This window comes from Halogranum amylolyticum (assembly GCF_900110465.1).
GTDB classification, from domain to species: Archaea; Halobacteriota; Halobacteria; order Halobacteriales; family Haloferacaceae; genus Halogranum; species Halogranum amylolyticum.
In genome coordinates this window covers 22,835-48,467 of the sequence record NZ_FODV01000025.1, presented here as the reverse complement: position 1 = coordinate 48,467, position 25,633 = coordinate 22,835, and the positions used below count along the sequence as shown (strand labels likewise).

Annotated in this window: 34 protein-coding genes and 1 tRNA gene; 15 read left to right on the top strand and 20 right to left on the bottom strand. The window is 66.5% G+C overall.

Translation table 11 applies throughout. The annotated features are described in order from the left end of the window. Positions 1-53: 53 nt before the first annotated feature. The gene (locus BSG17_RS22810) at positions 54-635 is read right to left on the bottom strand and encodes a PH domain-containing protein (protein ID WP_089827689.1); all 582 of its coding nucleotides are present in this window, start codon (positions 633-635) and stop codon (positions 54-56) included. Then, positions 632-1,258 (bottom strand): PH domain-containing protein, encoded by a 627-nt coding sequence (locus BSG17_RS22805; protein ID WP_089827688.1) that lies wholly within the window; start codon positions 1,256-1,258, stop codon positions 632-634. Before BSG17_RS22805 ends, BSG17_RS22810 begins: the two co-directional genes overlap by 4 nt. A gap of 92 nt (positions 1,259-1,350) precedes the next feature. Between BSG17_RS22805 and BSG17_RS22800 the strand changes: the two genes are divergently transcribed. The 5 genes from BSG17_RS22800 to BSG17_RS22780 all read left to right on the top strand — a co-directional run bounded on the left by BSG17_RS22800 (position 1,351) and on the right by BSG17_RS22780 (position 5,304). After that, positions 1,351-2,010 (top strand): hypothetical protein, encoded by a 660-nt coding sequence (locus BSG17_RS22800; protein WP_089827687.1) that lies wholly within the window; start codon positions 1,351-1,353, stop codon positions 2,008-2,010. After that, positions 2,010-3,386 carry a hypothetical protein gene (locus tag BSG17_RS22795; RefSeq protein WP_089827686.1) on the top strand — a complete coding sequence of 459 codons (1,377 nt, stop codon included), beginning with the start codon at positions 2,010-2,012 and terminating at the stop codon, positions 3,384-3,386. The genes BSG17_RS22800 and BSG17_RS22795 overlap by 1 nt, the downstream gene beginning before the upstream one ends. Before the next feature lie 92 nt (positions 3,387-3,478). Next, on the top strand, positions 3,479-4,198 hold the full coding sequence (locus BSG17_RS22790) for a hypothetical protein (RefSeq protein WP_089827685.1): 720 nt from the start codon (positions 3,479-3,481) through the stop codon (positions 4,196-4,198). A 71-nt stretch (positions 4,199-4,269) separates the two neighbouring features. Continuing rightward, entirely contained in the window at positions 4,270-4,782 is a 513-nt protein-coding gene (locus BSG17_RS22785) for a hypothetical protein (protein ID WP_139246773.1), read from the top strand. 66 nt (positions 4,783-4,848) lie between these two features. Then, on the top strand, positions 4,849-5,304 hold the full coding sequence (locus tag BSG17_RS22780) for a DUF4112 domain-containing protein (protein ID WP_089827683.1): 456 nt from the start codon (positions 4,849-4,851) through the stop codon (positions 5,302-5,304). 5 nt (positions 5,305-5,309) lie between these two features. Here the strand turns inward: BSG17_RS22780 and BSG17_RS22775 are convergent, their stop codons facing one another. Then, positions 5,310-5,615 carry a hypothetical protein gene (locus tag BSG17_RS22775; protein ID WP_244531678.1) on the bottom strand — a complete coding sequence of 102 codons (306 nt, stop codon included), beginning with the start codon at positions 5,613-5,615 and terminating at the stop codon, positions 5,310-5,312. Positions 5,616-5,839: 224 nt separating this feature from the next. On the opposite strand from BSG17_RS22775, the gene BSG17_RS22770 reads away from it, so the two are divergent. The 3 genes from BSG17_RS22770 to BSG17_RS26450 all read left to right on the top strand — a co-directional run bounded on the left by BSG17_RS22770 (position 5,840) and on the right by BSG17_RS26450 (position 7,228). Next, positions 5,840-6,274: a hypothetical protein gene (locus BSG17_RS22770; protein ID WP_139246772.1), complete on the top strand. Its 435-nt coding sequence runs from the start codon at positions 5,840-5,842 to the stop codon at positions 6,272-6,274. A gap of 76 nt (positions 6,275-6,350) precedes the next feature. Beyond that, a tRNA-Met gene (locus tag BSG17_RS22765) sits at positions 6,351-6,425 on the top strand. Between the two features lie 332 nt (positions 6,426-6,757). Then, positions 6,758-7,228, top strand: coding sequence for a hypothetical protein (locus BSG17_RS26450; protein ID WP_139246771.1), 471 nt, complete (start codon positions 6,758-6,760; stop codon positions 7,226-7,228). A 262-nt stretch (positions 7,229-7,490) separates the two neighbouring features. On the opposite strand, the gene BSG17_RS22750 is transcribed toward BSG17_RS26450, so the two are convergent. Continuing rightward, positions 7,491-7,919: a DoxX family protein gene (locus BSG17_RS22750; protein WP_089827678.1), complete on the bottom strand. Its 429-nt coding sequence runs from the start codon at positions 7,917-7,919 to the stop codon at positions 7,491-7,493. A 123-nt stretch (positions 7,920-8,042) separates the two neighbouring features. Here BSG17_RS22750 and BSG17_RS22745 point away from each other — a divergent pair, with 123 nt between their 5' ends. Beyond that, the gene (locus BSG17_RS22745; RefSeq protein WP_089827708.1) at positions 8,043-8,261 is read left to right on the top strand and encodes a DUF8015 family protein; all 219 of its coding nucleotides are present in this window, start codon (positions 8,043-8,045) and stop codon (positions 8,259-8,261) included. Between the two features lie 93 nt (positions 8,262-8,354). Next, positions 8,355-8,585 carry an Lrp/AsnC ligand binding domain-containing protein gene (locus tag BSG17_RS22740; protein WP_089827677.1) on the top strand — a complete coding sequence of 77 codons (231 nt, stop codon included), beginning with the start codon at positions 8,355-8,357 and terminating at the stop codon, positions 8,583-8,585. 4 nt (positions 8,586-8,589) lie between these two features. On the opposite strand, the gene BSG17_RS22735 is transcribed toward BSG17_RS22740, so the two are convergent. The 8 genes from BSG17_RS22735 to BSG17_RS22705 all read right to left on the bottom strand — a co-directional run bounded on the left by BSG17_RS22735 (position 8,590) and on the right by BSG17_RS22705 (position 15,056). Further along, on the bottom strand, positions 8,590-8,835 hold the full coding sequence (locus BSG17_RS22735; protein WP_089827676.1) for a hypothetical protein: 246 nt from the start codon (positions 8,833-8,835) through the stop codon (positions 8,590-8,592). A gap of 90 nt (positions 8,836-8,925) precedes the next feature. Beyond that, the gene (locus BSG17_RS22730; protein ID WP_089827675.1) at positions 8,926-9,963 is read right to left on the bottom strand and encodes an AI-2E family transporter; all 1,038 of its coding nucleotides are present in this window, start codon (positions 9,961-9,963) and stop codon (positions 8,926-8,928) included. Between the two features lie 153 nt (positions 9,964-10,116). Further along, positions 10,117-10,257: a hypothetical protein gene (locus BSG17_RS27340; protein ID WP_170864925.1), complete on the bottom strand. Its 141-nt coding sequence runs from the start codon at positions 10,255-10,257 to the stop codon at positions 10,117-10,119. A gap of 291 nt (positions 10,258-10,548) precedes the next feature. After that, positions 10,549-11,109, bottom strand: coding sequence for a hypothetical protein (locus BSG17_RS22725; protein ID WP_089827707.1), 561 nt, complete (start codon positions 11,107-11,109; stop codon positions 10,549-10,551). Between the two features lie 5 nt (positions 11,110-11,114). Further along, positions 11,115-12,473, bottom strand: coding sequence for an NRAMP family divalent metal transporter (locus BSG17_RS22720; protein WP_244531677.1), 1,359 nt, complete (start codon positions 12,471-12,473; stop codon positions 11,115-11,117). Position 12,474: 1 nt separating this feature from the next. Beyond that, the gene (locus BSG17_RS22715; protein ID WP_089827674.1) at positions 12,475-13,242 is read right to left on the bottom strand and encodes a phytanoyl-CoA dioxygenase family protein; all 768 of its coding nucleotides are present in this window, start codon (positions 13,240-13,242) and stop codon (positions 12,475-12,477) included. A 105-nt stretch (positions 13,243-13,347) separates the two neighbouring features. Further along, the gene (locus BSG17_RS22710) at positions 13,348-14,064 is read right to left on the bottom strand and encodes a profilin-fold protein (RefSeq protein WP_089827673.1); all 717 of its coding nucleotides are present in this window, start codon (positions 14,062-14,064) and stop codon (positions 13,348-13,350) included. Positions 14,065-14,111: 47 nt separating this feature from the next. Further along, the gene (locus BSG17_RS22705) at positions 14,112-15,056 is read right to left on the bottom strand and encodes an oxidoreductase (protein WP_211609298.1); all 945 of its coding nucleotides are present in this window, start codon (positions 15,054-15,056) and stop codon (positions 14,112-14,114) included. A gap of 185 nt (positions 15,057-15,241) precedes the next feature. Between BSG17_RS22705 and BSG17_RS22700 the strand changes: the two genes are divergently transcribed. The 3 genes from BSG17_RS22700 (at position 15,242) to BSG17_RS22690 (ending at position 17,450) form a co-directional block, all read left to right on the top strand. Beyond that, entirely contained in the window at positions 15,242-15,493 is a 252-nt protein-coding gene (locus tag BSG17_RS22700; protein WP_139246770.1) for a hypothetical protein, read from the top strand. Between the two features lie 75 nt (positions 15,494-15,568). Beyond that, complete coding sequence (locus BSG17_RS22695; protein ID WP_089827670.1) at positions 15,569-16,372, top strand: inositol monophosphatase family protein; 804 nt, start codon at positions 15,569-15,571, stop codon at positions 16,370-16,372. A 190-nt stretch (positions 16,373-16,562) separates the two neighbouring features. After that, positions 16,563-17,450, top strand: coding sequence for an alpha/beta fold hydrolase (locus tag BSG17_RS22690; protein ID WP_089827669.1), 888 nt, complete (start codon positions 16,563-16,565; stop codon positions 17,448-17,450). Between the two features lie 57 nt (positions 17,451-17,507). Here BSG17_RS22690 and BSG17_RS22685 read toward each other — a convergent pair whose 3' ends face one another. Continuing rightward, the gene (locus BSG17_RS22685) at positions 17,508-18,776 is read right to left on the bottom strand and encodes an RNA-guided endonuclease InsQ/TnpB family protein (RefSeq protein WP_089827668.1); all 1,269 of its coding nucleotides are present in this window, start codon (positions 18,774-18,776) and stop codon (positions 17,508-17,510) included. A 257-nt stretch (positions 18,777-19,033) separates the two neighbouring features. Further along, positions 19,034-19,807 carry a competence/damage-inducible protein A gene (locus BSG17_RS22680; protein ID WP_089827667.1) on the bottom strand — a complete coding sequence of 258 codons (774 nt, stop codon included), beginning with the start codon at positions 19,805-19,807 and terminating at the stop codon, positions 19,034-19,036. 128 nt (positions 19,808-19,935) lie between these two features. On the opposite strand from BSG17_RS22680, the gene BSG17_RS22675 reads away from it, so the two are divergent. Beyond that, positions 19,936-20,136 carry a hypothetical protein gene (locus BSG17_RS22675; RefSeq protein ID WP_089827666.1) on the top strand — a complete coding sequence of 67 codons (201 nt, stop codon included), beginning with the start codon at positions 19,936-19,938 and terminating at the stop codon, positions 20,134-20,136. A 46-nt stretch (positions 20,137-20,182) separates the two neighbouring features. On the opposite strand, the gene BSG17_RS27335 is transcribed toward BSG17_RS22675, so the two are convergent. Both BSG17_RS27335 and BSG17_RS22670 read right to left on the bottom strand, forming a co-directional pair. Next, on the bottom strand, positions 20,183-20,338 hold the full coding sequence (locus BSG17_RS27335) for a DUF7563 family protein (protein WP_170864924.1): 156 nt from the start codon (positions 20,336-20,338) through the stop codon (positions 20,183-20,185). A 101-nt stretch (positions 20,339-20,439) separates the two neighbouring features. Then, on the bottom strand, positions 20,440-20,865 hold the full coding sequence (locus BSG17_RS22670; RefSeq protein ID WP_089827665.1) for a helix-turn-helix domain-containing protein: 426 nt from the start codon (positions 20,863-20,865) through the stop codon (positions 20,440-20,442). 101 nt (positions 20,866-20,966) lie between these two features. On the opposite strand from BSG17_RS22670, the gene BSG17_RS28410 reads away from it, so the two are divergent. Continuing rightward, positions 20,967-21,089, top strand: a complete 123-nt coding sequence (locus tag BSG17_RS28410; RefSeq protein ID WP_280141216.1) for a hypothetical protein — start codon at positions 20,967-20,969, stop codon at positions 21,087-21,089. Positions 21,090-21,211: 122 nt separating this feature from the next. Here the strand turns inward: BSG17_RS28410 and BSG17_RS22665 are convergent, their stop codons facing one another. The 4 genes from BSG17_RS22665 to BSG17_RS22650 all read right to left on the bottom strand — a co-directional run bounded on the left by BSG17_RS22665 (position 21,212) and on the right by BSG17_RS22650 (position 25,441). Continuing rightward, the gene (locus tag BSG17_RS22665) at positions 21,212-21,679 is read right to left on the bottom strand and encodes a zinc ribbon domain-containing protein (protein WP_089827664.1); all 468 of its coding nucleotides are present in this window, start codon (positions 21,677-21,679) and stop codon (positions 21,212-21,214) included. Between the two features lie 129 nt (positions 21,680-21,808). After that, positions 21,809-22,342 carry a peptide-methionine (S)-S-oxide reductase MsrA gene (gene msrA / locus BSG17_RS22660; RefSeq protein WP_089827663.1) on the bottom strand — a complete coding sequence of 178 codons (534 nt, stop codon included), beginning with the start codon at positions 22,340-22,342 and terminating at the stop codon, positions 21,809-21,811. A gap of 60 nt (positions 22,343-22,402) precedes the next feature. Next, positions 22,403-24,259 carry a formate/nitrite transporter family protein gene (locus BSG17_RS22655; RefSeq protein WP_089827662.1) on the bottom strand — a complete coding sequence of 619 codons (1,857 nt, stop codon included), beginning with the start codon at positions 24,257-24,259 and terminating at the stop codon, positions 22,403-22,405. A gap of 117 nt (positions 24,260-24,376) precedes the next feature. Further along, positions 24,377-25,441, bottom strand: a complete 1,065-nt coding sequence (locus tag BSG17_RS22650) for a D-glucuronyl C5-epimerase family protein (RefSeq protein WP_089827661.1) — start codon at positions 25,439-25,441, stop codon at positions 24,377-24,379. Between the last annotated feature and the right edge of the window lie 192 nt (positions 25,442-25,633).

Below are 25,633 nucleotides of genomic sequence, written 5' to 3'. Positions count from 1 at the left end.
GCAAAAGCGTCGGTGCCGCGGCAACGGTCACCGACGGCCGAGAGACGAGGGCGCTACCGACCCCGTCGTTCCACTGCGCTTCGGAGTCGACGCACCTCGCCGAGGACGGTGGTCCACTGGTCGACGTCGCCGGGGATGTCGTCGTCGCTACCGACCTGTCGCTCGATCAGCGTGCGGAGGGCGCGTGGGTCGTCGACGTCGGCGAACGCGATGGACCCGCCGCCCGCCGCCTCGACCGAGACGGTGCCGTAGTCGAACAGCGACCCGAGCACCCCCTGCGTGAACGAACTGTTCTGGACGCGGGACAGCGAGACGCGCTCGACGCGACGCGAGAGGACGCCGGTCTTGCGGTACAGCGCACGGTCGGTGACGACGTAGCGGGTGTTGACGACCCGGAGGTACGCGCCGACGGCGACCGCGAGACCGACCGGGACGAGCAGCGCTACCAGCAGTCGGTTCTGTGTGGCCGCGACGACGACGCCGACGGCGACGAGCGCGAGTCCGACGACGACCGCTGGGAGCGTCGTCGTCACGCGCGGATGGCCGCTCCAGTGGACGTCCTCCTCGTCGCCGCGGGCCATCCACTCGTCGATGCGCGACGTTCGTTCGGCTCCGGGAGCGTCCGTGACGCTCATCGACCGTCCGGGTCGGACCGGTCGTCCGCCCCGTCCACGTCGGGTTCGGCATCGGACGTTGCGCCGAACATGGTCTCGTCGGTCGCAGCCGTCGAGGACGGTGACTCGCTGGGTGACGACCCACCTTCGACCGCCCGTCGGATCGCCTGCAGTTCGACGAGGATGTCGTCGAGGACGGATGCCTTGTCGCCGTCGCCGGTCCGGCTCTCGCGCCGGCGGAGTCGCTCGTTGATCAACGTCTGGAGCTGCTGGGGGTCGGCGACGTTCTGGAAGCTCAGCTCGACGCCGGCGCCGCCCGCCGTGCTGATGTCGACGGTGCCGTAGCCGAACTGCGCGCCGAAGAAGCTCTGACGGTAGGAGGTGTCCTGCACCTTGTCGAACTCGATGCGCTGGACGCTCCGGGAGAGGACGCCCGTCTTCTTGTAGAGGGCCGTTGAGGTAACGACGTAGTTGGTGTTCTGATACGTGAGGTACGCGGAGACGAGAATCGGGATGCCGACGAGGACGAACGCCAGCGGGACGCCGACGACGAACGCGGGGACGAGACTGTACGGGTGGGGCGTGTCGGCCCAGAGGACCTCCTCGTCGTCGTCGAGCGAGAGCCAGTCGAACTCGGTGTCCATACCGACTGCTCCGACGGCCGAGAGTTAACTCTTCGCCGCGGCGACGACGCCGTGGTTATTTGTACCGGCAGAGAGTCACGTCGAGCAGACAGATGGGTCCCCTCACACGACGGCGTGCCCTCCACGGAGCGACGGCGTTGCTCGCCGGCCTCGCCGGTTGCAGCGGGTCGAGCTCCAGTTCGCGCTCCAGCAGCCCGACGGCCGCGGAGTCAGGCGGGTCTGGCGACACCGACCCCGAGAGCTACACGCTCCGCGGGCCGACCGACGATCCGCTCGTCCGGACGGGCGACGCGTCGACCGACACGCCGACCGACCGCCTCGAAGAGCGGCGCTGGCACCACGAGTTCGTCACCTCCGCCGACGCGGCCGAGTCGCTTCGGTTCGCCGACGTCGACGGCGTCGACGGTGCGCGCGCGTTCCTCGCGGAGACGTCGTTCGAGACGGAGACGGTCTACGTCGAACGGCGGACCGTCGGCGAGTGTTGGGAGCTCGACCTCTGTTACGTGCGTTGGGGGCCGAAGCGCGTCGAGACCGACTACGGGCGGCGGCTGCGGGCGGCGGACGTCGCCTGCAGCGCCGACGAACAGGTCGCCGTCGCGACGTTCGTCCGCATCCCCGCCCGTCTCGACCCCGAGGAGATACGCCAGTACGGCTCCGGGACGAGCAGCGACGGCTGTCGGCTGCCGCCGCAGCGCCGCGACGACGGCGAGACCGGAGCCGGAGTCGAGACGACCGGCGCGGAGGCGAACTGATGGTCGACGGCACAGACTCACCAGGTTCGCCGGACACCTCGTCCCCGGAGTCGGCGAGTCGCTCTCCGGCGACGACGCGGCGCACGGTGCTCGCGCTGGTCGGGAGCGTCGCCGCCGCGGGCTGCACCGACCTCCCGGTCGGCGACCAGTCCGACAGGATGGAACTCGACGGCGCGGCGCTTCGGTCGCTCGCGGCGGAGGGAGTCGAGGTGCCACAGACGCTTCCGGTGAACGTCGCGTCGGCGTATCTGGGCGAGTCCGAGCAGCGGGCGCGAGAGCTGCTCGGCGCGGTTCCGTCGCCGCTGACCGAGACCGAGATCCCGAACGGCGTGGTTCGAGCGCGCGTCGTCGACGCACGGGGAGGGGCGGCGGACGCGCTGCGAGGGGCGGCAGCGACGGCGTCGCCGTACCAGCGGTTGCTGGAACTCCAGCGGGCACGCGCCGAAGCTCGGTTCGTCGACGCCGCCTGGGCCGCCGTCGGCGCAGGACTCGCCCGCGAGGACGTCGTCGCGGAGGCGTCCGACCTCGAGACGTCGCTGGCGGCGTTCCGCGAGGAGCGGCGGTACGTCGGCGACGACCCCGTCCGGAGCGTCGTCGTCCACGATGCGCTCGAAGGGTGGGTGCGAGCTGCGACCAACCTCGTCGACAGTCTCCGCGCCGCTCGGACGCACCAGCCGGGCGACGTGCTCGACGTCGGCGAACTCGCGGAGACCGCCGAGCGAGTGCGCGTGAACGTCACCGACGGTCGACACGTCTACGGACGGTACACGGCGTCGCTGGCCGACGACCGCGAGATGCGACCGACGTTCGAGTCCACGCGGGACGCGCTCGTCTCGGCGGTCCGAGAGCGCACCCGTGAGCGGTTCGGCTCCGGCGAGGACTACCCGGAGCCGTCGTCGCTCGTCGACCGCGACGTCGAGGGAACGCCCGCCGAGCGGGTGCTACGCGAACTCGCCCGCGAACTCGCGTTCAGGCGGGGAGAAGACGGGAGCGCCGAGTGGGTCGCCGACGGCGTCGTCCGCGCCCACGAGCAGCTGGTCCGTCACCGCGCGCTCGACGCCGTGCTGGCCGATATCGCGGAGGGAGACACGTTCGCCGTCGAGCGCGTGGCGGACGTCGAGACCGCCCGTGCCGACGCGGTCGACGCGATCCGCGCCGCGCTGTCGGGGTCGGACGTCTCGCCGCTCACGCGGAACCTCGTCCCCGACGTCGCTCGGCGTATCGCGTTCGGAGACCGTCGACTCGCCGACCTCGAAGGGATGGTACGGGCGACCCGGGTCGGTGAACCCGTCGCCGAGTACGTCGTCGCCGCTGCGATGGTCGAGGCGACGCCACCGGTGAGCGACCGCGTGGCGAGCGAGCTCCGGACGGCCTGAACAGCCGGAGTGACGTCTGCACCGGCCGGATAGCACAAACCGCTCTCTCACCTTACAACACGGTTAATCCCTCGTCCGACTATCTCTTCGCTATGTTCCCGACACGACGGACGTTCCTCCGCACGGGCGGTATCGCGACGGTTGCCCTCCTCGCCGGCTGTACGGCCGGTGGCGACGGGTCGACCGACGACCCCACGGACGAAGGGACGCCCGACGAGCCTACCACGAGCGAACCGACGACCGGCGAGCCGACGACGGACGACCTGCCGACCGACGGGACACCCACCGACGACGGAGCCGGCGGCACGCGACCGACGGGGACGGGTGGGCCGGGCATCACGCTCGCGAGCGTCGACGACGCACCCGATCTACCGGTGACTCCCACGGTCGAAGTGACCGAAGACACGGCGACCGAGGACCATCCGCCGCAGCTCCGCGTGACGGTTACCAACGACGGCGACGAGGCGGTACAGGTCGGGGAGGAACGGGCGGTCCTCTTCGCCTACGTGACGAGCGAGAGCGGACAACTGACGCTGCTGCCGATCGACGGTGACTACCCCGCCGAACCGGGATGCTGGCGGCTGACCGACGGCGTCGCCGTCACCGAGGAGTACCGCATCCTAACGCTCCAGCCCGGCGAGTCAGTGTCGCAGCTCGTCGACGTCTACGGCGCGGCCGGCGGCGACGGCTGTCTCCCCGTCGGCGAACACCGCTTCGAGTCGACCTACACCGTCGGTCGCGGCGAGGACGGACTGGCCGGCGGCGACGAGGGGCGACAGGCCCGCTGGGGGTTCTCGGTCCTCTTGGAGTGAGTGGGATAACCTCCGAGCGGCAGACGTCCGTCTGACAGGATTTCAAGCGGGTGGCCGGCGAACCGGCGGCCATGCCGCGGCGCGCTCGTCGGGAACCCGCCTCGCTGAGCGAGTGCTTCGAATCACGGGTTCGGACGTATGCGCGTCTCCCGTGGCGGTGGGGCCGTGACCTGCGGCGCGCGCTGTTCGCCCACTCGCCGCTCCACTTCGCCCGCGGTGACATGCGGCGGGAGTACGGGTGGACCCGTGCGCTTCTGACCGCCGGTGCGACGGTCGCCGGCGTCGCACTGCTCTCTCGACTCCTCCTCACCGGCCTGTTCGTGACGCTCGTCTCCGCGGACGTCCCGCTCGTCGTCCTGTTCAACCTCTGCGTCTCGTTGCTCCTCGGGCGGACGCTGCTCGGTGTCGTCGACACCGAACCGCGGACGCGACGTCGGGTGGTCACGCCCCGGTCGTGGCGGATGCAGTCGACGCGCCGACGCCGCGGCGTGTCGGGAGGTCGACGCCAGCGCCGGGAACAGCGACGCCGCCGGCGACAGAGGGGATGGGAGTCGCCGCTCGGTAGCCGTCGAGAGTCGGAGTGAGCGGCCGCTCTACCGACCGTCACGCCTGCCATCGCGCTTATCAGCGCGGACCGACAACCGTCTGGTATGGCTGGGAACTTCGACGAGATCGAGGAGGCGTTCGACGACAGTTACAGCGGCGAGATACCACCGGGCATCGACGAGGCGGCAGTCGAGCGAATGCGCACCGTCGCCCGCGTGTTCGACGACCTCGTCCGAGTGCCGGGGACGGAGTTCCGTATCGGCCTTGATCCGATCCTCGGAGCGGTGCCGGTCGCCGGCGACGCGGTGAGCGCGGGGCTCTCGTTGTACGTCGTCCTCGAGTCGGCGCGACTCGGCGTCTCGTTCTCGACGCTGTTGCGGATGCTCGCGAACGTGACGCTCGACGCGGTAGTCGGGTCGATCCCGATCGTCGGCAGCGTCTTCGACGCGGTCTGGAAGGCGAACAAGCGAAACCTCGAGTTGGCGCTCGAAGATCTCACGGCCGAGGCGGACCGAGAAGAGCGCGAGGAGAGCGAACCGATCGTCATCGAGGTCGAGTAACGGGCTCAGAGCGACGGCTGTGCCGCAGCCGTCAACGAGTCGAACAGCGCCGGATCCTCCCACAGTTCGCCGAGCGTCGCCGCCGCGAGATATCGCGTCGGCGCGGCGACCCACTCGGTGGCGGCCGCGTCGGTCGGCTCCGGCGCGGTCGTCGTAAACCACCACGCGATGTATCGACCGTCGTCTAACTTCGCGGTCGGGTACATCTGTCCGTCGACCGAGACGTCGATGCGGGAGGCGGGTTCGACCGGCGGCCGTTCTTCCTCGCCGTCGTCGACGAGCAGCTCGATGAGAACCGACTGTTCAGACACCGAGACCACCGTCCATGGGCGAATCACGCTCGGCCGCAGTCTCGCCGGTCGCGCGTAATTCGTCTTGCATACGCGTCACATCGTTCTCCCGAGACATAAGTGCCAGTCAGGCACGTGTCAGACGTTTTCGTCCGTCGTGATCGGCGTGAACAGAGGGTCCGCTGAGCGACTCGAGTCTCTGAGACGGCAAGAACGTTCAAGGATGTTGAATGATAACTTATGACATGGTTCGACCAGTGACGGTGACCCTCGTCGGCGACCGACTCTCGGTAGCAGCGGCGTTCCAGCAACTCGACGAGATGATGTCGGAGGTGACGACGGAGCGGTGGACGGAGGTGCCGCGGGGGCCGACGGCGGGGACGCAGTCGCCCGAACGGGCCCGCGTCGCGACGGACACCGACCTCGACGTCGCGGTCGAACGGGCGTCCGCCCGCGCCGCCACCGGATCGGTGCCGGTGGACGTGCTCCGGCTGTCGGTGGCGGTACCGTCGGAGATCGCGCGGGACATCGTCGCGACCGTCCTGCACAACCATCTCACCGACCGCACGCGGCCGGTACAGGTCGTCATCGAGAACGACCGAGTGACCGAACACGACGAGCTCGACGAGCTCCAGCGGCGGGTCTGTGACGCCGCGAACGGCGAGGCGGTGGTCGAGTAACCACGTCGCCTGCTACCAGTCCACGGAACAGGACGACTTACCAAACCTTATACGTGGCCCGGAGGTAGAAACTGGTAGCGGGATGGGATAGCCAGGAGATTCCGCCGGGCTCATAACCCGGAGATCGGTAGTTCAAATCTACTTCCCGCTACTTCTCTCGAACTCACACTCGAACGCCGAGTCTCGTCTCGGCGTGATAGCTGTGAGTCCGTGCAAGTCAGACGCAGTAGGTTTGAACCAGGGAGCGACTGGAAGGAGCGACCGTGGTTCGAATCTACTTCCCGCTATATTTTTGCCGAACTCAGACCACAAGCGAAGCGTTTCATCGCTTGTAGACACACCATATCTGGCAGTGACCAGAGAGCTTTCAGCGGTCGTGCTGAATAGAGAGCGCTAGTCTCGCAGGATATGCTATGCAAATCAAGATTCCTCAGTGGACTTGAACCGAAATAGCCTTTTTCTCTAACACGATTGGTCTGTCATATGCCCTCCAGACGAAGATTGCTGGCTGCCATCAGCAGTGTGGCCGTCGCCGGGATGGCCGGTTGTAGCGGATCAGCCTCGGGCGGTTCCGATACGGTTGACTGTCACACAAGCGCCCTTGTTCACGGACGTGGGAACGTTCTCGACAATGGTGCTCGCGGGACGGTTGAAGAAGGCGACGTGAGGCTCGCTGTTCCGTTGTCTGTCGACAACGTTCGAGAATACAGTATCAGTGTGCTGAAGGTGTATGATGCGGCGGGAAATTTGGTGCACGCAATTCCGGAATCAGCGGACGATGCAGAACTAATGGCGAACAAAGCAGGTGTGAACGAAGGTCAACTCCTGTACGAGCAATCTATCGGTCGTCGACCATTCCACGGTCGGTACCGAGTCGACGCGGTGAATACCAGTGAGGAGTCTGTCGATTTTGTTACTATTGAGTTTAATTGCTTTTCTGACGTCAGCGACTGAGTGGTCGGTCATATCTACCGGTACGTCATCTCTCCGTGGATAGCGAGTCAACACAACGACAAACTTGCTGAACTCATCCCTCTATCTGTTGCACGTCGTTTTTGGCAGCGTCTAGGTAGATCCCAGCAGTCGTACCGAGTAGAGAGCGCAGACCGAGCAGGGTCTCTCGGTGAGAGACGAACACCACACGTCCAGACCTGGTGAAGCCGCGGGACGTGTCGAAGACCATGCCGGTTCCCTCACCTGTGACGGGAACCACCACTCAGTCGGCAGTGTCAGGCAGGGGCCGAGTGTACCACCACGCCCACAGGACGAGTAGTCCCTGCAGCGGGAGTCGCGCCCACCGAGCCACGTCGGATGGGTCACGCAGCACCTCGGGAGCACCCTCGAGAACCACGTCGCTGGTCGCCATGTACACGTTCGCCGGGAAGACGGCGAGCAAGAGGAGCACCAGTCCCCAGGCAGCGAGACGACGTGTTCGCGGGTACAACACCCCCACCCCGAGGACGATCTCCGCGACGCCGGAGAGATAGACGAGTTCGAGTGCGCCGGGGAACGACGGCGGTACGATCTGGGCGTACACTTTCGGTGAAACGAAGTGCATCACACCCGCGAGGATATACACCCCACCCATCACGAAGAGGAGGGGTCGCTTGAGTCGACGGCGTACACTCTCGGTCTCGGTTCGCATTCCGTTTCACGGTCGTGACGGGTTCTCATGAGCGTTGTGTCTCTGCAGCTCTGCGACTCCGACGGAGAAACGACTCGCTCGAACGCCGCCACGCTTTCGTCGGTTCGAACGCTACGACCGACCGTGAGCTACACCTGGCAGTACTACGACCTCGTCCTGCTGGGCATCGCCGCGAGTCTCGCCGGCGGCGTCGCCCTCGGTGCGTTCACCGCGCTCTCGTCGACGACGACGGTGCCCGTGGCCGGCCTCGTCGCCATCGCCATCATGGCCCACGGGCTGTTCGTCAACGGCCCGGTCGACGCCCCGAGCGACCTCACCGACGAGGTCGACACGTTGAACTAGGTTCCTCCGTCGACGTGCCCACCGAGCGCGTCGACACACTCTCCCCAGCTACCTCCAGAACGGCTATGCTCTCGAAGCGTGTCTAGTCATAACATGGTCCACGCATACGTGATGGTCGCGACCGAGTCGGGGGGATCGCCCGACGTGCTGGCGACGGTCCGGAAGTTCGATCGCGTCACCGAGGCTCACATCGTCGCCGGCGAGTGGGATCTCGTCGTCGAGGTCGACGCCGACCGTGTGTACGAGATTCTCAGTCTCGTCTCCTCGGAGATCGGCACCGTCGCGGGCGTCGACGCGACGCGGACGTACATCGTCCTCGAGTGAGCGATCAGTAGAGCAGTACCTCGGCGACGACGGCGCAGAGCGTCGCCGCGAACAGGCCGCCGAGCAGGACGCCGAACAGCAGCGGGGCGCCACCGGCGACCGCGGGGTTGCCGAGGAGGTACGGGCCGACAACGGGGATCACGAGGAGTGCGGCGACGACGAGGGTGAGGAGCGACCACGTGCCGACGCGCAGTACGTCGACGGCCTTCGCGATCTTGTTCTCCGGTGGCGTCTGCGACGGTTCGCTCATGCGGGCCCGAGGAGCGACAGCGACTTCAGCCCACCGGCGGCCGAGTCGGTGACGGGGCGGTGCAGTCGTCGCATCCGGTGGCGCGAGTGGTCACTCCCGTGGGGACGACTCGCCGACGGAGTCCATGAGCTCCAGCCGCCCGCCGACCTCGTTGTAGCTGTCGACGAGCGCCTTCAACGCCCCGAGGACGATGGGACCGTAGAAGAGGCCGACGAAGCCGAACGCGCCGATACCGCCGAAGATGCCGACGATGAATAACCCCGGGTTGAGATGGGCCTCGTGGCCGCCGATGAGGGGTCGGAGGTAGTTGTCAGAGAGGCTGACGACCAGCGCTCCGTAGACGAAGAGCGCCGCACCGGCAGTGAGGTCACCGACGAAGAACAGATAGAGCGACGCCGGAAACCAGACGACCGACGCGCCGATCAGCGGCAGCAGCGACAGGCCGATCGTCATCACCGTCCAGAAGACGGCGTTCGGGAGGCCGACGGCGACGAAACCGAGGCCGGTGAGGACACCCTGGACGAGGGCGACGAGCACGTTGCCGACGAGGACGGCCCACATGAGTCGATCGAGGTGGGCAAAGAGGTCGTCTTGCACGTCCGCGGGCAGCGGCGCGGCCGCTCGAACCCACGCGACGAGCTGTCGGCCGTCCTTCAGCAGATAGTAGAGCACGAACAGGAGGACCGCGAGTCCGATCGCGGCGTTAGAGATGCCGCCGAAGATGTCGAAGACGCTGTCGAACAGGGCGGCACGGCCGTCGGCCGTGAGCGACCGCAGTAGTTCCCGAACGTCGACGGTGATGCCGAAGTACGTCTGGACGTACGCCTCGATGACGTCGAGGTGGAGTCGACCGTTGCGAATCGCCGTCGCGACCGTCAGCGCCTGTCCGGCGACGACGCTCAGGAGGACGACGAACGGCAACAGTACGACGAAGACGGTTGCGACGATGAGGGCGCCGGCCGAGAGACGAGGACCGACACGCGGGGCGAGTCGTAGATGGACCGGGTGGAGGACGTACGCGAGAAGGGTACCGAGGAGGATGTACTGGAGATACGGGAGCGCGACGAGCAGCGACAGCGTCGCGACGACGGCGAGGACGAGGAGAAAGAACGCCCGGTTGCGGTTCATGTCAGTGCCGTCGTCGGTGGAGATGATAAATCCCGTCCGCTCGCGACCGGCAGTCGCGGACTCGATGTCGCACCGTGATCGACACCTGAGAGTACGCGTGACTCGCGGAGTCGAGGTTCAAAAAATCGGCCACGGTCGTCGTCGGGAGTCTCGTCAGTCGCGTGTCCAGTCACACTCGCGGCACTCGGTGGGGTGCCACGTGTTTCCGAAGTGGAGGAGCGTCGCGCGGACGCACGGACTGCCACAGTCCGGGCATTGAGCGCCAGCAAAGTCGGTTACGTCCTGTGTACTCATCTCTGCACCTCCGAGAGCGCACACGGGAGAGTCGTCGGAGTCGTCCAGCCTTCTGAGGGCATACTGCCGAACATTTGTTGTTGCTCCATGCCCGAAACAGGGCCGCACCGGGTCCCAGTCGGGCCATCGCCCACGTCGGAATCGAACCGACGGCTTCGGTCACCAGATGGGCTACCGTCTCCCACGGCGAGGTCTGTTTAGACGGTGCCCCGGGTCCTACTTAAATCTACGTCCGATGGAAGGTCTGGACGGTATACAGGTCGCAGTACGTCTCGGTTCCGCAGGGGAGAGCTACGGAGACGGCAGTTCGACGACGCGGTCGGCCCACGATCGGAGCCGGTCGAGTGCGTCCCGCTCGTTCCGCGAGACGGGGTCGTCGACGCCGAGTTCGTCGCTCTCGAAGGCGTTGAGTACGGCAACGTCGGCACGGTCGCAGTAGCCCGTCAATCGGTCCGTCCGCGAGGCGTCCGCCTGCAGCGCGACGGTGGCGTCGTTGACGAAGACGGCCGTCGGGTCCGAGGGGGCGGCCTCGAGCAGGCGGTCGGCGCCGGCGACGTTCCGTTCGGCGAGTGCGAGCGCCGCCGCGTCGGTCTCTCCCTCCGAGCGTGGCGCACGGGCCTCGAGAACGCCCTGCCACGCGGCGTCCGGGACGGTCGTGAACCGCGCGATTCGACCGCCGAGCAGGACGCCGTCGCGTTCGATCTCGGGGGCGAACTCGAAGACGACGACGCCGGCGGGGCCGTGCTCGGCGACCCAGGCGTCGAGCGCTCGCGCCGTCGATCGGGTCTTGCCGACGTTCGAGGGGCCGACGACGAGCATCCGGCCGGCGAGTGGGAAGGAGAGTTCCGTCATCGCCGTCACTCGGCGGCCGCCCGTGCGGCCCGCGTCGCCTGCACCCACTCCCGGACGAACAGCGCCAGCAGGGCGAGCGTCGCCGCGGCCAACACCGCCGCGAAGGCGACGACCAGCACCGTCGTCGGGTCGGCGAGCCCGCTCGCGACCTGTTCGCGGAGGAACGAGCCGGCGGTGACGACGGTGACGCCGATGAGCACGAGTCCGGCGGCGTTCGCGGCGTGGGAGTTCGTCTCCGGTACCGCGCCGGGGTCGTTGAGCAGGTAGAGGACGAGCGCGAGCGCGAACGGCGTCCCGACGAGGCCGAACGCGAGCACCAGCACCAACAGCTGGAAGAACGTACCGCCGAGGAAGACGCCGCCGATGCCGGCGAGGGCGGTGACGACGATCGCACCCCGGTATCGCGGGTCGGAGACGTCGCGACCCCAGCCGAGTTTGTCGCCGAGGAGGTACGGCGGGACGACCGTGTTGCCGCCGAGCGTCGAGACGGCCGCTCCCCAGAGACCGAGCAGAAACAGCCACTCGGCGTACGGTCCGACGAGCGGGCCGAGCGCCGTCGCCGCCGCCGTCGCCGTCAGTCCGCTCGCGTCGACCGTCGGCGAGTGGAGCACCGCCGCCGCCACGAGGAAGATGGCGAGGCTGTAGACGCCGAACGCGACGAGCATCGACGCGCCGACATCGAACCGCGCGAGGCCGTAGTCGTCGCGGGTCCAGCCGCGAGCGCGCATCGTGTACGACTGCATCGTCACGAGCGTGATGTGGACCGCGCCGCCGAGGATGCCCGCCGCCACGAGCGCGCCGCTCACGCCCGCCGGGATCCGCGGGACGAGTCCGGCGGCGGCCGCTCCCAGGTCGATGGGGACGACGAACACCGAGGCGACGAACGCGAGCACGACGAGCGAGACGAGCACCTTCGCACCGGTCTCCGCGAAGCGGTAACCGCCGCCCGCGATACCGACGGCGAGGACGACGCCCCAGACGACCGCCCACAGCCGGTTGTCGAACCCGGTGATCGTGGCGCTGACGTCGGCGACGGTCTTCATGATGACCAACTGGGCCAGCCCGGACGCGAGCACCGTATCCGCGACCAGGAGCCACGCCCAGCCGGAACCGAGTCGCTTCTCGACGACGGAGACGATACCGTCCTCGGTCAACAGACCCAGACGCATCGCGAGATACTGCGAGGTCGCCCCGAGTATCGCCGACAGCACGGCGATCCACAGCAGCGTGTAGCCGAACCCCGCGCCGGCGGTGATGAGACTCGCCATCGTCGCCGGCCCGGCGGCGATGGCACCCGCGAGCCACGTCGGTCCCATCGCCGAGAGACGCGACGTGAGTCGGCCGCTCCCGTCTCTCGCTGCCATCTCAGACGCACCCCGGGAACTGTTTGCCCGCGACGTGGAGACTGTCGACCCACTCCGGCGGGTTCGCCTCGGTGAACCGGGAGCGACTCCGCATGTACGACAGGATGAACGCCCGCCGCCAGTCGTCGGTCGTGTTCTCGGCGGTGTAGTGCGGGAGCAGACAGTGCTGGAACAGCACGCTCCCCGGCGTCATCGGGAGAGCGACGGTGTCGTCGGACCCGTACTCCCGCCCGGTGAGCGTGATGTCGGTGTCGTACTCGAGCGTCTCGTGGCGCAGCAGGCCGTCGGTGTGTCCCCCTGGGACGACCTGCATACAGCCGTTGTCTGTCGTCGCCTCGTCGAGTGCGATCCACACCGTGACGTGGTCCATCGGGTGGATCGGGTAGTAGGCGGCGTCCTGGTGGAACTTCTTCTCACTGCCGACGCGAGGGGGTTTCAGCATCGCGGCGCTGCGGAGCAGTTTCAGGTTCGGCCCCTGCAGCTGGTGGATCACGTCGAGGATCGCGTCGTCGAACGCGAGGTCGTGGAACACGTCGTCCTCGCGCACCATTCCCACCCCCTCGAACTTCCGGACGGGGTCACCGTCGCCAGCGAACGTCTCTGCATTCGGTTCGAGCATCCGCCCGAACTCCGTCTCCGTCCGCTCGCCGGTCACGTACTCGCGGAGGCGCGTCTTCACCCGCTCGACCGTCTCCGGCGGGAGGAGGTCCTCGACGACGACGTAGCCCTCTCGCTGATACTGTTCGAACTGCGCATCCGTGAGCGTCATACCACTAAGTAGTATGATTCGATGGTAAAACGTTCTGGTGTCGGCGGTGACAGGTCGGCGACCGAGCGGAGGGAAGGAGAACCGGGCGGGAGACGGAGCGAGCGGTCAGTCGTCGAACGAGACCGTCGAGAGGTCGGCGTCGAGGTCGTCGACGTGGTCGTTGAACGCGGCGACGAACCCGGCGAAGTCGTCGGCGAGGGTACGGACGTCCTGTGCGGAGGGCGGCGAGTACTGCGAGACGAGGTAGATGCCGCCCTCGCCGCCGACGCGGAGGTAGGAGGCGAGCCCGTCCTCCCACTTGAGTTCCCAGCGCTTGCCGTCGACGCGCTTCGCGAACGTCCCGTAGGCGTCACCCTCGTAGCGGTGGAGTTGCCCCGCCATCGCGTTCGACGTCTCGCGGATCGTACCGACGATGCGGTCGCGTTCGGCGACGACGGACTCGGTCGAGGCGACGTCCGGGAACTCGTCGGTGACGCCGTCGAGAACGCCGTCCAGTGACTCGACGTAGGCGTTGTAGGCGGCGACGAAGGCGTCGTAGTCACCCATCGCCGTCGCGAGCTCCTTCGGGTCCGGCGGACGGTGCGTCGAGACGACGTACGTCTCGCCGCCACCCTTCCCCGAGAAGCGGAGGTACTGCAGCGCGCCGGCCTCGTACTTGACAGTCCACTCGCCCGCGTCGGTGTTGAACGTCTCCGACCCGTAGTCGCCCCCCTTCAGTACCGCGAGTTCGCGGGCGATGCGTCCGGCGTGTGTCTCGACCGCCGCGAGGATCTCCTCGCGACGCTCGGCGACGGCCTCGGTCGAACTGATATCTGCGTCCATCGAATCTACTGAAAGAAGAGGACAGCGACGGATATAGTCGGTGCTTGTCAGTCCGCCGTCGGAGTCGTCCGGCCGTTCGGCAACGCCTCGAAGTCGTAGCTGACGTCGGTCAACTCCTCGGAGACCGCCCACAGTTCGTCTGCGAGCTGCATGTCGTACGACCGGTCGCTGGAGGTGACTTTCGTCGGGTAGCCGCGCATCTCGGCGAGTCCGTCCGGGCCGACGTAGTCGCCGCCGCGGACGTCGGCGGCGGTCGCAGCGTAGAGGATGGGCAGCGCGCCTCTCTCTGCGGACTGCGCGACCACGTTGTTGGTGAGCGCCATGAGTCGCTCGCGGAGGTCCGCACCCTCCATCTCCGGGCCGCGGAGCTGGAGGTTCGTTGCCGCGTAACCCGGGTGGGCGGCGACGCTCGTCACGTCGACGTCGGCAGCGCCCAGCCGGCGGTCGAGCTCGTAGGCGAACAGCAGGTTCGCGAGTTTGCTCTGCCCGTACGCCTCCCACTTGCCGTAGGAGCGCTGGTGGTGAAGGTCGTCGAGGTCGATCTCGCCCATGCGGTGTGCGCCGCTAGAGGTGGTGACGACGCGCGTCTCGCCGGGCGTCGCCGCGATCATCGGGAGCAGCTGGCCGGTGAGTGCGAAGTGGCCGAGGTGGTTGACGCCGAACTGGAGCTCGAAGCCGTCCGCGGTCGTCCGGTAGGGCGTCGCCATCACGCCCGCGTTGTTGCAGAGAACGTCCAGGTCGTCGTAGTCGTCGGTGAACACCTCGGCGAACGAGCGGACGGAGTCGAGGTTAGCGAGGTCGAGTTCGCGAACGTCGAGAGAGGCGTCGGGATGGTCCTTCAGGATCTCCTCTCGGGCGTCGTCGCCGCGGGACGTGCTCCGACAGGCGAGGACGACGTGCGCTCCCTTCCCCGCGAACGCTCGACTCGCCTCGAGGCCGAGCCCGCTGTTGGCCCCGGTGACCACGACGGTCTTCCCCGAACAGTCCGGCATCGCGTCGACGGTCCACGGTGACTTGCGTGACTGAGAGAACACAGTGCGGGTAGGGAGCGGAGCCTCTTGGGCGCTCTGGCGGTGGGGGTCGACAGCGGCGGCGGTCTCGCGGGCGACGGCGCTCGGCCCGCTCGTCGGCGACGCCGACCGCAAGAGGCATTGTGACCGACCGACGACACCCGTCGATGACTCCCCGTCACGGTCGGAACGAATCGACGGCGGTTCGACTCGTCGGCACCGGTCTCCTCACCGCACTGACGCTGCTCGGCGGCGTCGCCGTCGGCGGCTGGCTCGCGTTCGAGACGTCTCACTGGCGCGCGTTCAAGACGTTCGTCGAGGGGCTGTCGGTGCTGTCGGCGCTCCACCTCGGCCTCCTGCTGGTGGTCGTCGGCGTCGCCGCGAAGGCGGCGCTCGTGGCCGTCTCGACGCGGCGATGAGCGGAGCGGTGCGGATCAGAGCAAAAACCGGCATCGGCACCGTCGCTTTTGTCGGAGAGGACCGTCCCGCCGCACATGCAGAGTGAGAACCCGAAGCAGGTGGCCGAGCGCGCGGCGAGCGCCGGCGCGGAAGTTGCGCTGTCGCTGTTCAGGACGACGCTCTCGGTCGAAGAGAAGTCCTCACAGGTCGACGTCGTCACGGAGGCCGACCGCGCCGCACAGGAGCGCGCCATCGAGATCATCCGCGAGGCCGACCCCGACGCCGTCGTCGTCGCCGAGGAGGACGACGCACGGAAGACGCTCCGCAAAACGGGTCGGGCGTGGATCGTCGACCCGATCGACGGGACGACCAACTTCGTCCATGGAAGTCGAATCTGGACGACGAGCGTCGCGCTCGTCGACGACGGACGGTCGGTCGCCGCCGCCAACGTCGCTCCCGCGCTCGGCGACCGCTACGTCGCCGACGACGAGACCGTGACCCGCAACGACGACCCCGTCTCGACCAGCACGGCCGACGACCTGCAGGCGTTCGTCGTCGCGTCGACGCTCCGACTGGGGGCGGGTGACGGCCGAGAGACCGGCGCGCTCGCACGACTCGCCGTCGAGCGGTTCGGCGAGTTCCGACGCATCGGCTCTGCGCAGGTGACGCTGTCGATGGTCGCCGGCGGCGAACTCGACGCCGCCGTCTCGACCGTCGAGGGGCCGAACGCCTGGGATACGGTCGCCGGCGTCCACCAGATCCGGTGTGCGGGCGGTATCGTCACGGACCTCGCAGGCGACCCGTGGCGACCCACGTCGGAAGGGCTCGTCGCGTCGAACGGCGAGGCCCACGAGGAGTTGTGCTCGGCAGTTCGAGACACGCTCGACTTCTCTCCCTGAGAATCGAACCCGGCGGCTCATCGGCGATCACTCGTCTTCCGGCCAGCTACGATAACCTCTAGCGGCTGCTGAAATCGGCGCGCTGAATAGAGAGCGCGTACCTCACTGCGGGTGGTCCCCGAGAGGGCCGTCGCCGTTCGGCGTCTCATGCAAGCCGGCGCTATTTACGCGTCCTGACCGAACAGGTCACATGAGCCAACTCGGAGGCGAGACGCGAGATATCGACGTCGAGGGGGTAACCGTCCGCTGTCACGTCGACGGTCCCGAGGATGCCCCTCCAGTCGTTCTGGTCCACGGTGCCGGTCCAGATGCCGCGGGCGTGTCCTGGAAGAAGGCCTTTCCAGCACTCGCCGGATCGTATCGCACCTACGCGCTCGACCTGCCCGGGTACGGGGAGAGCGACCCTGTACCACAGAACGTCGCGCCGACGACCGACTTCTACGTTGGTGTGTTAGATGTCCTCTTAGACGAACTCGACCTCGCCGAAGTGACGCTCGTCGGCATCTCGAAGGGCGGTGGGATCGTTCTCGGCTACACACTCGACCGTTCGGACCGCGTCGAGCGGCTCGTTCTCGTCGACAGCTTCGGCCTCGGCGACCGGGTACCGGGCGGCCGAAAGACCGCCGTGGCGGTCAAAACCCCGAAACTCCTGGAGCTGTCGTGGGGGGCGATGAAGAAGAGCCGAAAAGTGACGAAGGCGTCGCTCGGAAACGTGGTCCACCCGGAGAACGTCCACGAAGAGTTCGTCGACGACGTCCATCGAGAGATCCGGCGACCGAACTCCGGGGAGACCTTCTTCCGGTTCGCCCGCGAGGAGATGCATCTCTCGGGTCCCCGGACAAACTACTTCGACAGGATTCCGGACCTGCCGGTAGCGACCCTGTTCGTCCACGGGGCGGAAGACCACCTCATCCCGCTGGAGCTCTCGGAGCGAGCCGCACGCGTGGCGCCCGCCGCAGACCTGTCCACGATCGAACAGTGCGGTCACTGGGTGACACGTGAGCGCCCCGAAGCATTCGTCTCGCGACTCGAAGAGTGGCTCGAAGCAGAGCTAACCGGCGACGCGAGAACGTTGTGATGGATCGGGTCAACCGCCTCGGGGTCAAGCCCCGAGGCTTGTCAGTGGACTCCCGTTCTACCCGCTTAGCTTGGTAGGCGTGTAGTCGCCGTTCACGTTCAACGTCCCTGACTTGAGGGCCAGTTGACTGGTGGCCCATCCACCGCGAGACTTCTGCCCGCGATGGATATACCCGCAGTATCGGACGGCGATGTTCTTCGCCGCGTTGTAATCCGCGTTTACCTCGTACCCACAGTCCTGACACTTGAAGTGCTTGTCGTCCCGATTGTCTTCGTGAGTAAATCCACAGTACGAGCAACGCTGACTCGTGTACGCCGGATTCACCAAGTCCACAAACAACTCTGTGGATTCAACCTTGTACTCCACGAGTTCAACAAACGTGACGGAGGTCCACTGCTGGAACTTCGAGCTATTAGCGATGTTCTCGCGGATGTGGTCGAGATTCTCGAAAATGATGCCATCCACATCCGCGTTGTGAGCTTCTTCGATGAGGTCGTTCGCTCGGTTGTGCAACCAGTCCAACGACCAGTCTAAGAAGCGACTGCCGATGGACTGAATCGTGAGGTGTGCGGAACGAGTGCCCGTCTGTTGCAGGCGTCCACGTCGGCGTTCGTACTCGTCGCGTTTGTGGGTGAGGGAGTCCGCACTGCCGATGAACTCTCCGGTGCTGGTGACGGCGAACGCGCCAGTCACGTTCAAATCCACGCCGAGAACCACTCCGTTCTCGGGGGCTTCATCACGTGACTCGACTTCTTGGTGTTCACTTTCAACTTTGTAGTCCGGATTTTTCAGCGTGACGTGCAGGTAGAACTCGTCTGCTTGCTCGTCATATTGGAGCGTAGCATTCGACGCATCCCAGTCGTCGCTCGCGTAGTACCGACCGAACGGCGTGTCCTCGCGCTCGTCTTTGGGTGGGAGGACGTATTCGGCGGTGAGTCTGCCGTTCGGCGTGGAGAGCGTGGCGTGGTCGCCGTTGAACGTTGCACTCCGCTTGTCGTACACGACGCTCCACGAGTCGAAGTACGGTTGGCTTGTCTTCTCGCCCTGCTTGAGTTTCTCTACGCCGCCTGTGACGGCTTCGATGGCCCGTCGAATGCCCTTCTGGACGAGGTTGGCGGTGAGGTTAGTCTCCTCGCGCAACTCGCCGTACAGAGCTTTCTCGGCCTTCGACTTGCTGGTGATGCAGTAGTCGTCGTATCGCCACGCCCAGTCGCTCGTGCGGTTCGCGCAGTGGAGGAACTGGTCTTTGGTTTGATGGAGGTCGCCACGACTCTCTCCGGGTACGTCAAGTTTGATGGGCACGGTGCATCGTGGCGCATCGTCCATCCGTACTTCACATTAGATAGTGATGTCTAATAAGAGTTAAAGTCGAGCGTGGGGGGGAGTCGGTCGTGCTATCGAGTGTGGTTGGTGTCATAGAGTGTCGGCTTCCTCCCCGAGGTCAAGCCTCGGGGCATCCGCCTCGACTTTTCTGTGAATACACCCTCTGTGTGTTACACACGGTTCTGACAGCGTTCGGTGACGTTTCTGGACTGACAGAGAGGCGATGAGATCGAATACACAGCCACTTCTACGAACCCCGATTAGGAGTTCCGAGCGTCCGTCCCGTCGAGCTCCGACGGCTCGTCGACGACGTCGGCGTTCTCCCGGAGCCACGCGACGGCGCCGGCGAGCGTCGCCTCGTCGTCGGCGCTGAGTTTGACGCGGTTCGGCGTCGACCCACGGGAGGCGTAGCTGCCGACGACGACGTCGAAACGGTCGTGGAGCTCCCTAAAGAGACCGGTCATCGCCCCCTCCGGGGCGGGCGTGTAGAACGTCTCGCTGACGAGGTCGCCGCCGAAGCGGTCGGCGACCCCCTCGAACATCGGCTTCAGTTCGTCGGGCGGACCGGGGAAGACGTAGACGTCCTCGACGACACAGCCCGGGGAGAGACCCGTCGGGTTGAGCAGCGGTTCGGCCCCGGCCGGCGTCGACGCCCACGCCTCGACGTCGATGTCGAGGTCGTCGTACTCCGCGACCAGTTCCGGGTTCGCCTCCTGATAGGCGCGGGCCGTCTCGACGACGTCCGCGGCGACGTCGTCCTCGACGACGAGCTCGCGGTCGAAGGCGTCGGCGACGGCCGCCATCGTCACGTCGTCGTGGGTGCCGCCGAGACCGCCACTGACGACGACGGCGTCGAACGCTGCGTGCCACTCGCGGACCGTCTCGGCGATGAGCGCGGCGTCGTCCGGGACGGTGAGCATCCGCGTGACCGTCGCACCGCGGGCGGTGATCTGCCGGGCGAGCCACGAGGCGTTGGTGTTCTCGGTGTCGCCGGCGAGCAACTCGTCGCCGACGGTCAGAATCGCAACTTCCATCGGCGAATCGAGGCGACGGAGGCGGGTAAACCTCGGGCTCGCGGCCGCCCTCGCCGACGGCGTCCGAATTAGTACTGGATTTCGAGTTACAGAACTGATTACTTCGGTGAAGTCGAAGAGGAGAGACGATGTCCGAACGTACGCCGCTCACGGAGCTCTCGGCCGTCGAGTACATCGAGCGTCTACAGGACGACACGGAGCTCGTCTGTCCGGACGACGACTGTCTGAGCTACCCCCGTCGGATCAGCGTGGACCGCCCGTACTCCGCACGGTTGGCGCTCGAGGACCCGACCTGTTCGGAGTGCGGCAGCGGACTGGCAGTGAAGTGATCAGAGACGGCGCTGCCGAAGCGGTGACGCGCCTGGGAGCGACGCGCTACGTCCCGGTGGAGCTCCGAGCGTCGCGCACGCTCGTCCCTTCCCGGATCCGGTCGCAGTTGGGACAGCAGCGGACCGAATCCTGACTGGGAAGGGCGAAGACGCGGACGTACTGCTTGGTGACCGTCGACCCACAGTTCTGACACTCTGGCATGAGAGACACAGCTACGGAGTGTGCTGTAGGCTTTTCCCTGCGTGGACAGGTTTCGACGGACGAACCACCGGCGTCGAACTGCAGAACTGCTTGGATGGAACTCAGTCCCGGACGTCGAACTCGCGCAGGAGTCGACGGACGTGGCCGGTGGAGTAGGAGACACCGTATTCACGTTCGATATGCGTCTGGACGAGCTCCGGCGTCCAGCTCTCGGCGTCGTACCCGCAGTCGGTCGGGTCGCCCGCGACGTCGGTCTGGAGCGACTCGCGCGCCTCGTCGGTGAGCCGGGGCGGTCGGCCCGGTCGCGGTTCGTCCTCGACGGCGTCCTCGATGGACTGTTCTTCGAACCGGTCGAGCCAGTAGTAGAGCGTCGACCGAGGGACGCCGTACCGCTCGGCGAGCACGGCGACGGAGACGCTGTCCTTGTAGTCGAGCGCGACCATCAGCCGTTTTGCCGCCTTCGCGCTCTCGACGTCGGCGAGCGCGTCTCGAAGCGCGTCGGCGCTGACGTCGGCGAGTTTGTCCATGCGTTCCGTTCGTGAAGTGGTGTTTAGTTACTTGTGTTTGACCCGATCGTTCCGTCGAGACGAAACGCGTCGTTATGTGGGTTGCGACCGTAGTACACGGTATGCATCTCCCGACCACTCGGACGCCAGAAGGTGCCTTCGAGTACCTGCTGGCGTTCATCCTGACCGCGCTGGTAGTGATCTCGCTGTGGTTCCTCGCGGCGGGCCTCGTCCAGTTACCCTAACGGGGACACAGCTATCACGAGTTCGACACCGGCGGGAAAGCGAGCCGGAGAGCCGAGAGCGACGGCGTTCGCGCTCGAGCGTCGGGTCGTTTAGCTCGTGTCGACGTCGTCTCGGACCGTGTTCAGACGTCGGTCGTCTCCTCGTCGGGACGCTGCAACCGCGTCGTACACCAGTGACAGAAGTCCAGTTCCGGGTCGACCTCTCGACCGCAGGAGGGACACTCGACGCCGGCCTCGGCGTCGTCTCCGGCGGCGACCGCCGCCTGCTCGGCACGGAACTGGGCGTTGTGACGCCGTGCGACGAGGTAGGCGTCGACGATGCTCAGGACGCCGACGACGAGCACCGGTGCGAGGGCGAGGAAGTCCGGCGCGGGGACGCTCGCCGCATTGCCGGTGGCGAGGAGCCCCTGCTCCCACGTCGCGTTCAGCGCCTCGAGCTCCTCGGGCGGGACGAAGACCGACGCGACGACGACCAAGAAGAGCCAGCCAGCGGCTCGCGCCCAGCGACGCAGGTAGAGGTGGCCCAACCCGACGACGGGGATGGCGAGAGCCACCGCGAGCCACGTGCGCTTCGCCTTGCGTTGTTCCATAGCAACAGTACTGTGTCGAACTGTAATCAGTCTTGAGTCTCGGCGAGCCGACAGTCTCGCCGGACCGCGGGCGACTCCCGCGTCGCGTCTCCGCACCGCCGGTTCACATGGCCGCGTCGACGACTCGCGCTACGCCTTCAGCTTCTCGCGGAACTTCTCGCGGACCTTCTCGACTTTGGGTTGGGCGTGCATCGAGCAGTACGCGTCGTTCGGGTTCTTCGCGAAGTAGTCTTGATGTTTCTCCTCGGCGCGGTAGAACCGCTCGAGCGGCTCGATCTCGGTCACGACGTCGTCGTCGTAGCCGCCCTCCTCGTCCAACGCTTCGACGTATGACTCTGCGAGCGCTCGCTGGTCGTCGTCGTGGTACAGCACGATAGACCGGTACTGCGTGCCGACGTCCGGCCCCTGGCGGTTCAGCTGCGTCGGGTCGTGGATCGTGAAGAAGACCTCCAGCAGTTCGTCGTAGGCGATGACGTCGGGGTCGTACTCGATCTGTACCACTTCGGCGTGTCCGGTCGTGCCGGAGCAGACCTCCCGGTACGTGGGGTCGTCTGTGTGGCCGCCGGCGTAGCCCGACGTCACCGTCTCGACGCCGTCGAGTTCCTCGAACGCCGCTTCGACGCACCAGAAGCAGCCGCCACCGAAGGTCGCCGTCTCGATCATACCTCGATCAAGGTGTCGGAGAAGTATGTACCTGCCGTCCGACGGGAGCGTCGGCCCCGACTACTCGTCTCGATCGTCGTGGTTACTTCCGTGGGGTGCTCTCACCTTGCGCCGTTGCCCGCCGCCGAACAGCCGCTCGCCGAACGAGCGGTCGCTGGGGCGCTCGGCCAACAGCACCGAGCAGTCGACCTCGTCGACGACGTTCAGATGCAGCGAGTCGGTGACCAGCCGGGAGAGCAGCCCCTGTTCGGTCGCACCGAGGAGGACGACCGTGCTGTCGGCGGCCTCGCGTTTTATCGCCCCTTCTACGTCGCCGGAGTCGTCGACGATCCGGGTCGCATCCGGCAGATCGTGGTCGACGGCCCAGTTCCGGAGGAAGCGTTCGCCCGCTTCGCGCTCGCTCGGGTCATCGACGACGTGCATGAGCGAGATCTCGGAACCGGCGACCGACCGGAACGTCCGCGCGACCTCGGCGCTCAAGTCCGAGTCGGGACCGCCCGCCGTCGGCAGGAGCACCCGCGAGTAGTCGAGTCCGCGGTCCTTGACGACGAGGAAGTCACAGGGGAGTCGGTTGGTCAGTTCGGCGATCGGTCGCTCTGCGCGGGCGGAGGCCCACAGTCCGTTCTCCTCCCAGTTCATCATCACGAGATCCGGCCGGGTTCGGTTCGCCCGGTCGAAGACGTCCTCGAAGGAGCGGTGCGTGACGATGGTCGACGTCTCGAACTTGACGTCGTACTGTTCGCCGATCTGGCTGATGTCATCCAGTAGTCTGTTCGACTCCCGGACGATCTGGTCGCGCTGGGTTCGCTTGTCGCTCTTGCTGAGCTGCTGGGGTGCCTGGACGATGTGGACGACGTGGACGGTTCCGCGTTCGCGAGTGCTGGCGAGCGCACAGGCCATCTTGACGAGTTCCGACTCGGTCCGCGGGTTCGCGATGGGGACCAAGATCCGGTAGGAGTTGGGGTCCCGAACGAACTCCTCGACGGTGTCGACGAGCGGGACGTACGACCGACCCGCCAGCCCCCCGAGCAGCCACTCGCGGACCGAGAGCCGTCGGACGTTCTCGAAGCGGGCAGTCTCGAGTCGTTCCTCGGTGGTCTGATAGTAGTTGACGACGGTGACGAGGACGACACCGCCGATGGTGTTGCCGAGCAACACCGGGACGATGAAGTCGGTCATCGCCAACAGGAGCCCCAGATCGCCGACCAGCATCAGGTAGACCGCCTCCGTGAAGGAGACGACGACGTGAAAGAGGTTCCCCAGCGGCACCACGAGGAACGCCAGATAGACGATGAGCAGCCGCGAGACCGTGTCGCTGGCGGCGAAGTTCATCCAGACGACGCCGGCGACGACCAGTCCCGCGTACGCGCCCTTGAAGAACAGCTCCCACCGGGACGTCTCGTAGACGCCCTCGATGGCGAAGTCCGCCGCCACCGTCGCCGCCTCGGGGGAGAGCACGCCGCCGAACGCGAGCACGACCGCACCGATCGCACCGCCGAGGAAGTTGCCGGCGAGGACGACCGCCCAGTGGCGGAGCAACGACGGGATCGACGCCAACCGCTCGAGCGTCAGCGCGACCGGCGGCAGCGTGTTCTCGGTGTAGAGCTGGTAGCCGCCGATGATGATGTAGACGAAGCCGATCGGGTAGAGGAGCGTGGCGACGATGCTGCTGTCCGTCTTCGGATACATCGACGCGTACACGACGAGCGTGATGGTGATGGCGAGTCCACCTGCCAGCGCGCTGAAGAACAGTTCGCGCGTCCCCGAGGTGATCTCGTGATCGGCGTCGGCGACGATCCGACGGAACACCTCGTCGGAGGAGAACCGATCGGGAACGGCCTCGTCCGACATATGGGCGTCGTTCTCGGCGTGCTCCCGACCGTTCTGGGGTCGGGTCCGACTGTCGGGGTCAGACATTGTCGAATCAATCACAGAGTGCGTTGAAGAATGTTGTTTTCGCACTCACGGCTGCCGACAGTGCGGGGTCGGGAAGGCCGACCATGCCTGCCCGGGTCAGCGGGGTGCGTCACCCGGTCACTTCAGGCCCGCCGACTCGGGGCTGTCCTCGTCGAAGGCGGCCTCCATCTCGGCGAAGTACGGATCGCCACTGATGCGGTGGAGTTCGCGGAGCTGGCGGATGTGGACCGCGTGGTAGTACTCGTTGCCCCGATAGCCGCGGTTGAGACCGTACCAACTGACTTCGCCCGGGACGCGGAACTCCTCGATGTAGCGTTCGATCGTCGTGATGGCCGCCTCCACCAGCGCGCGACTCTCCTCGGTCTCGGTGAACAGCCAGTACTCGTACAGCCCCCAGAGACCGACGTTGAACCCGTTGAGGACGTGCGTCGGCGGGTCGTGCGGATACTCCTCAATCCAGTAGTAGCCGTCGTCGTCGACCATGACGGTCCACGGCTCCTCGCGGGGGCCGGTCCGAGTGAACGTCGCGAAGACGTCGTCGGCGACGTCCATGTACGCCTCGTCGCCGGTCTGCTCGTAGAGTCTGAGGAACGCCGACAGCGACGTCCCCTGCGCCATCCCCGAGTACCACGGCGGCGCGAAGTCCTCGCCGGACCCGCCCTTGGCGAGCGTGTACGCGAAGTACGGGAGTCCGTCGACCACCGTCGCCGAGTCGAGGTAGGCGGCGGCGATCTCCTCGGCTCGTTCGAGGTAGGCCTCGCGGTCGATCTCGCGGTTGCAGTGGAGCAGCCGCATCACCATCCGCGAGGTTCGGATCGGCATGTGGCCGGTGTCGCCGTCGACGGTCGCGGTCTGGAGGTCGTCGATCCCGTCGAGTTCGGCGACGTTGTACGCACAGCGCGGCGGTTCGCGCCGGTCGAGGATGAACTGGGGGCGGTTCTCGTAGGAGACTCGCTGGAGGTCGTAGCGGTTCCGCTCGACGGGATGGCCGTCGACCGCGAACGCAGCCTCGTCGGGCGACTCGGTCGTCGGTTCGGGTGAGTCCGTCGGCGAGGCAGTCGTCGTCGTGGACGAGGTCACCGGCGACGCCGACGTCACCGTGTCCGAGGGGGTCGCGGACTTCGTGCCGGTACAGCCTGCGACGCCGGCGGAGAGCAGGGCGACGAACGTGCGGCGGTCCATCTGTTCACGCCCCTCTGAGCGCCGCCAGACGCCCGCCAAGAGAGTGAACGCCCGAAAGACACGTTGAGTAAGCTGACATTACTGATGTGAACTGGTTTATGAAAATATATGAACCTGACGGAGCGACAACCGCTTCCGGCCGCGAAGACGCTCGTCAGCGGGTACGCCTTTGTCGGTCGCGGTCGTAGGCAG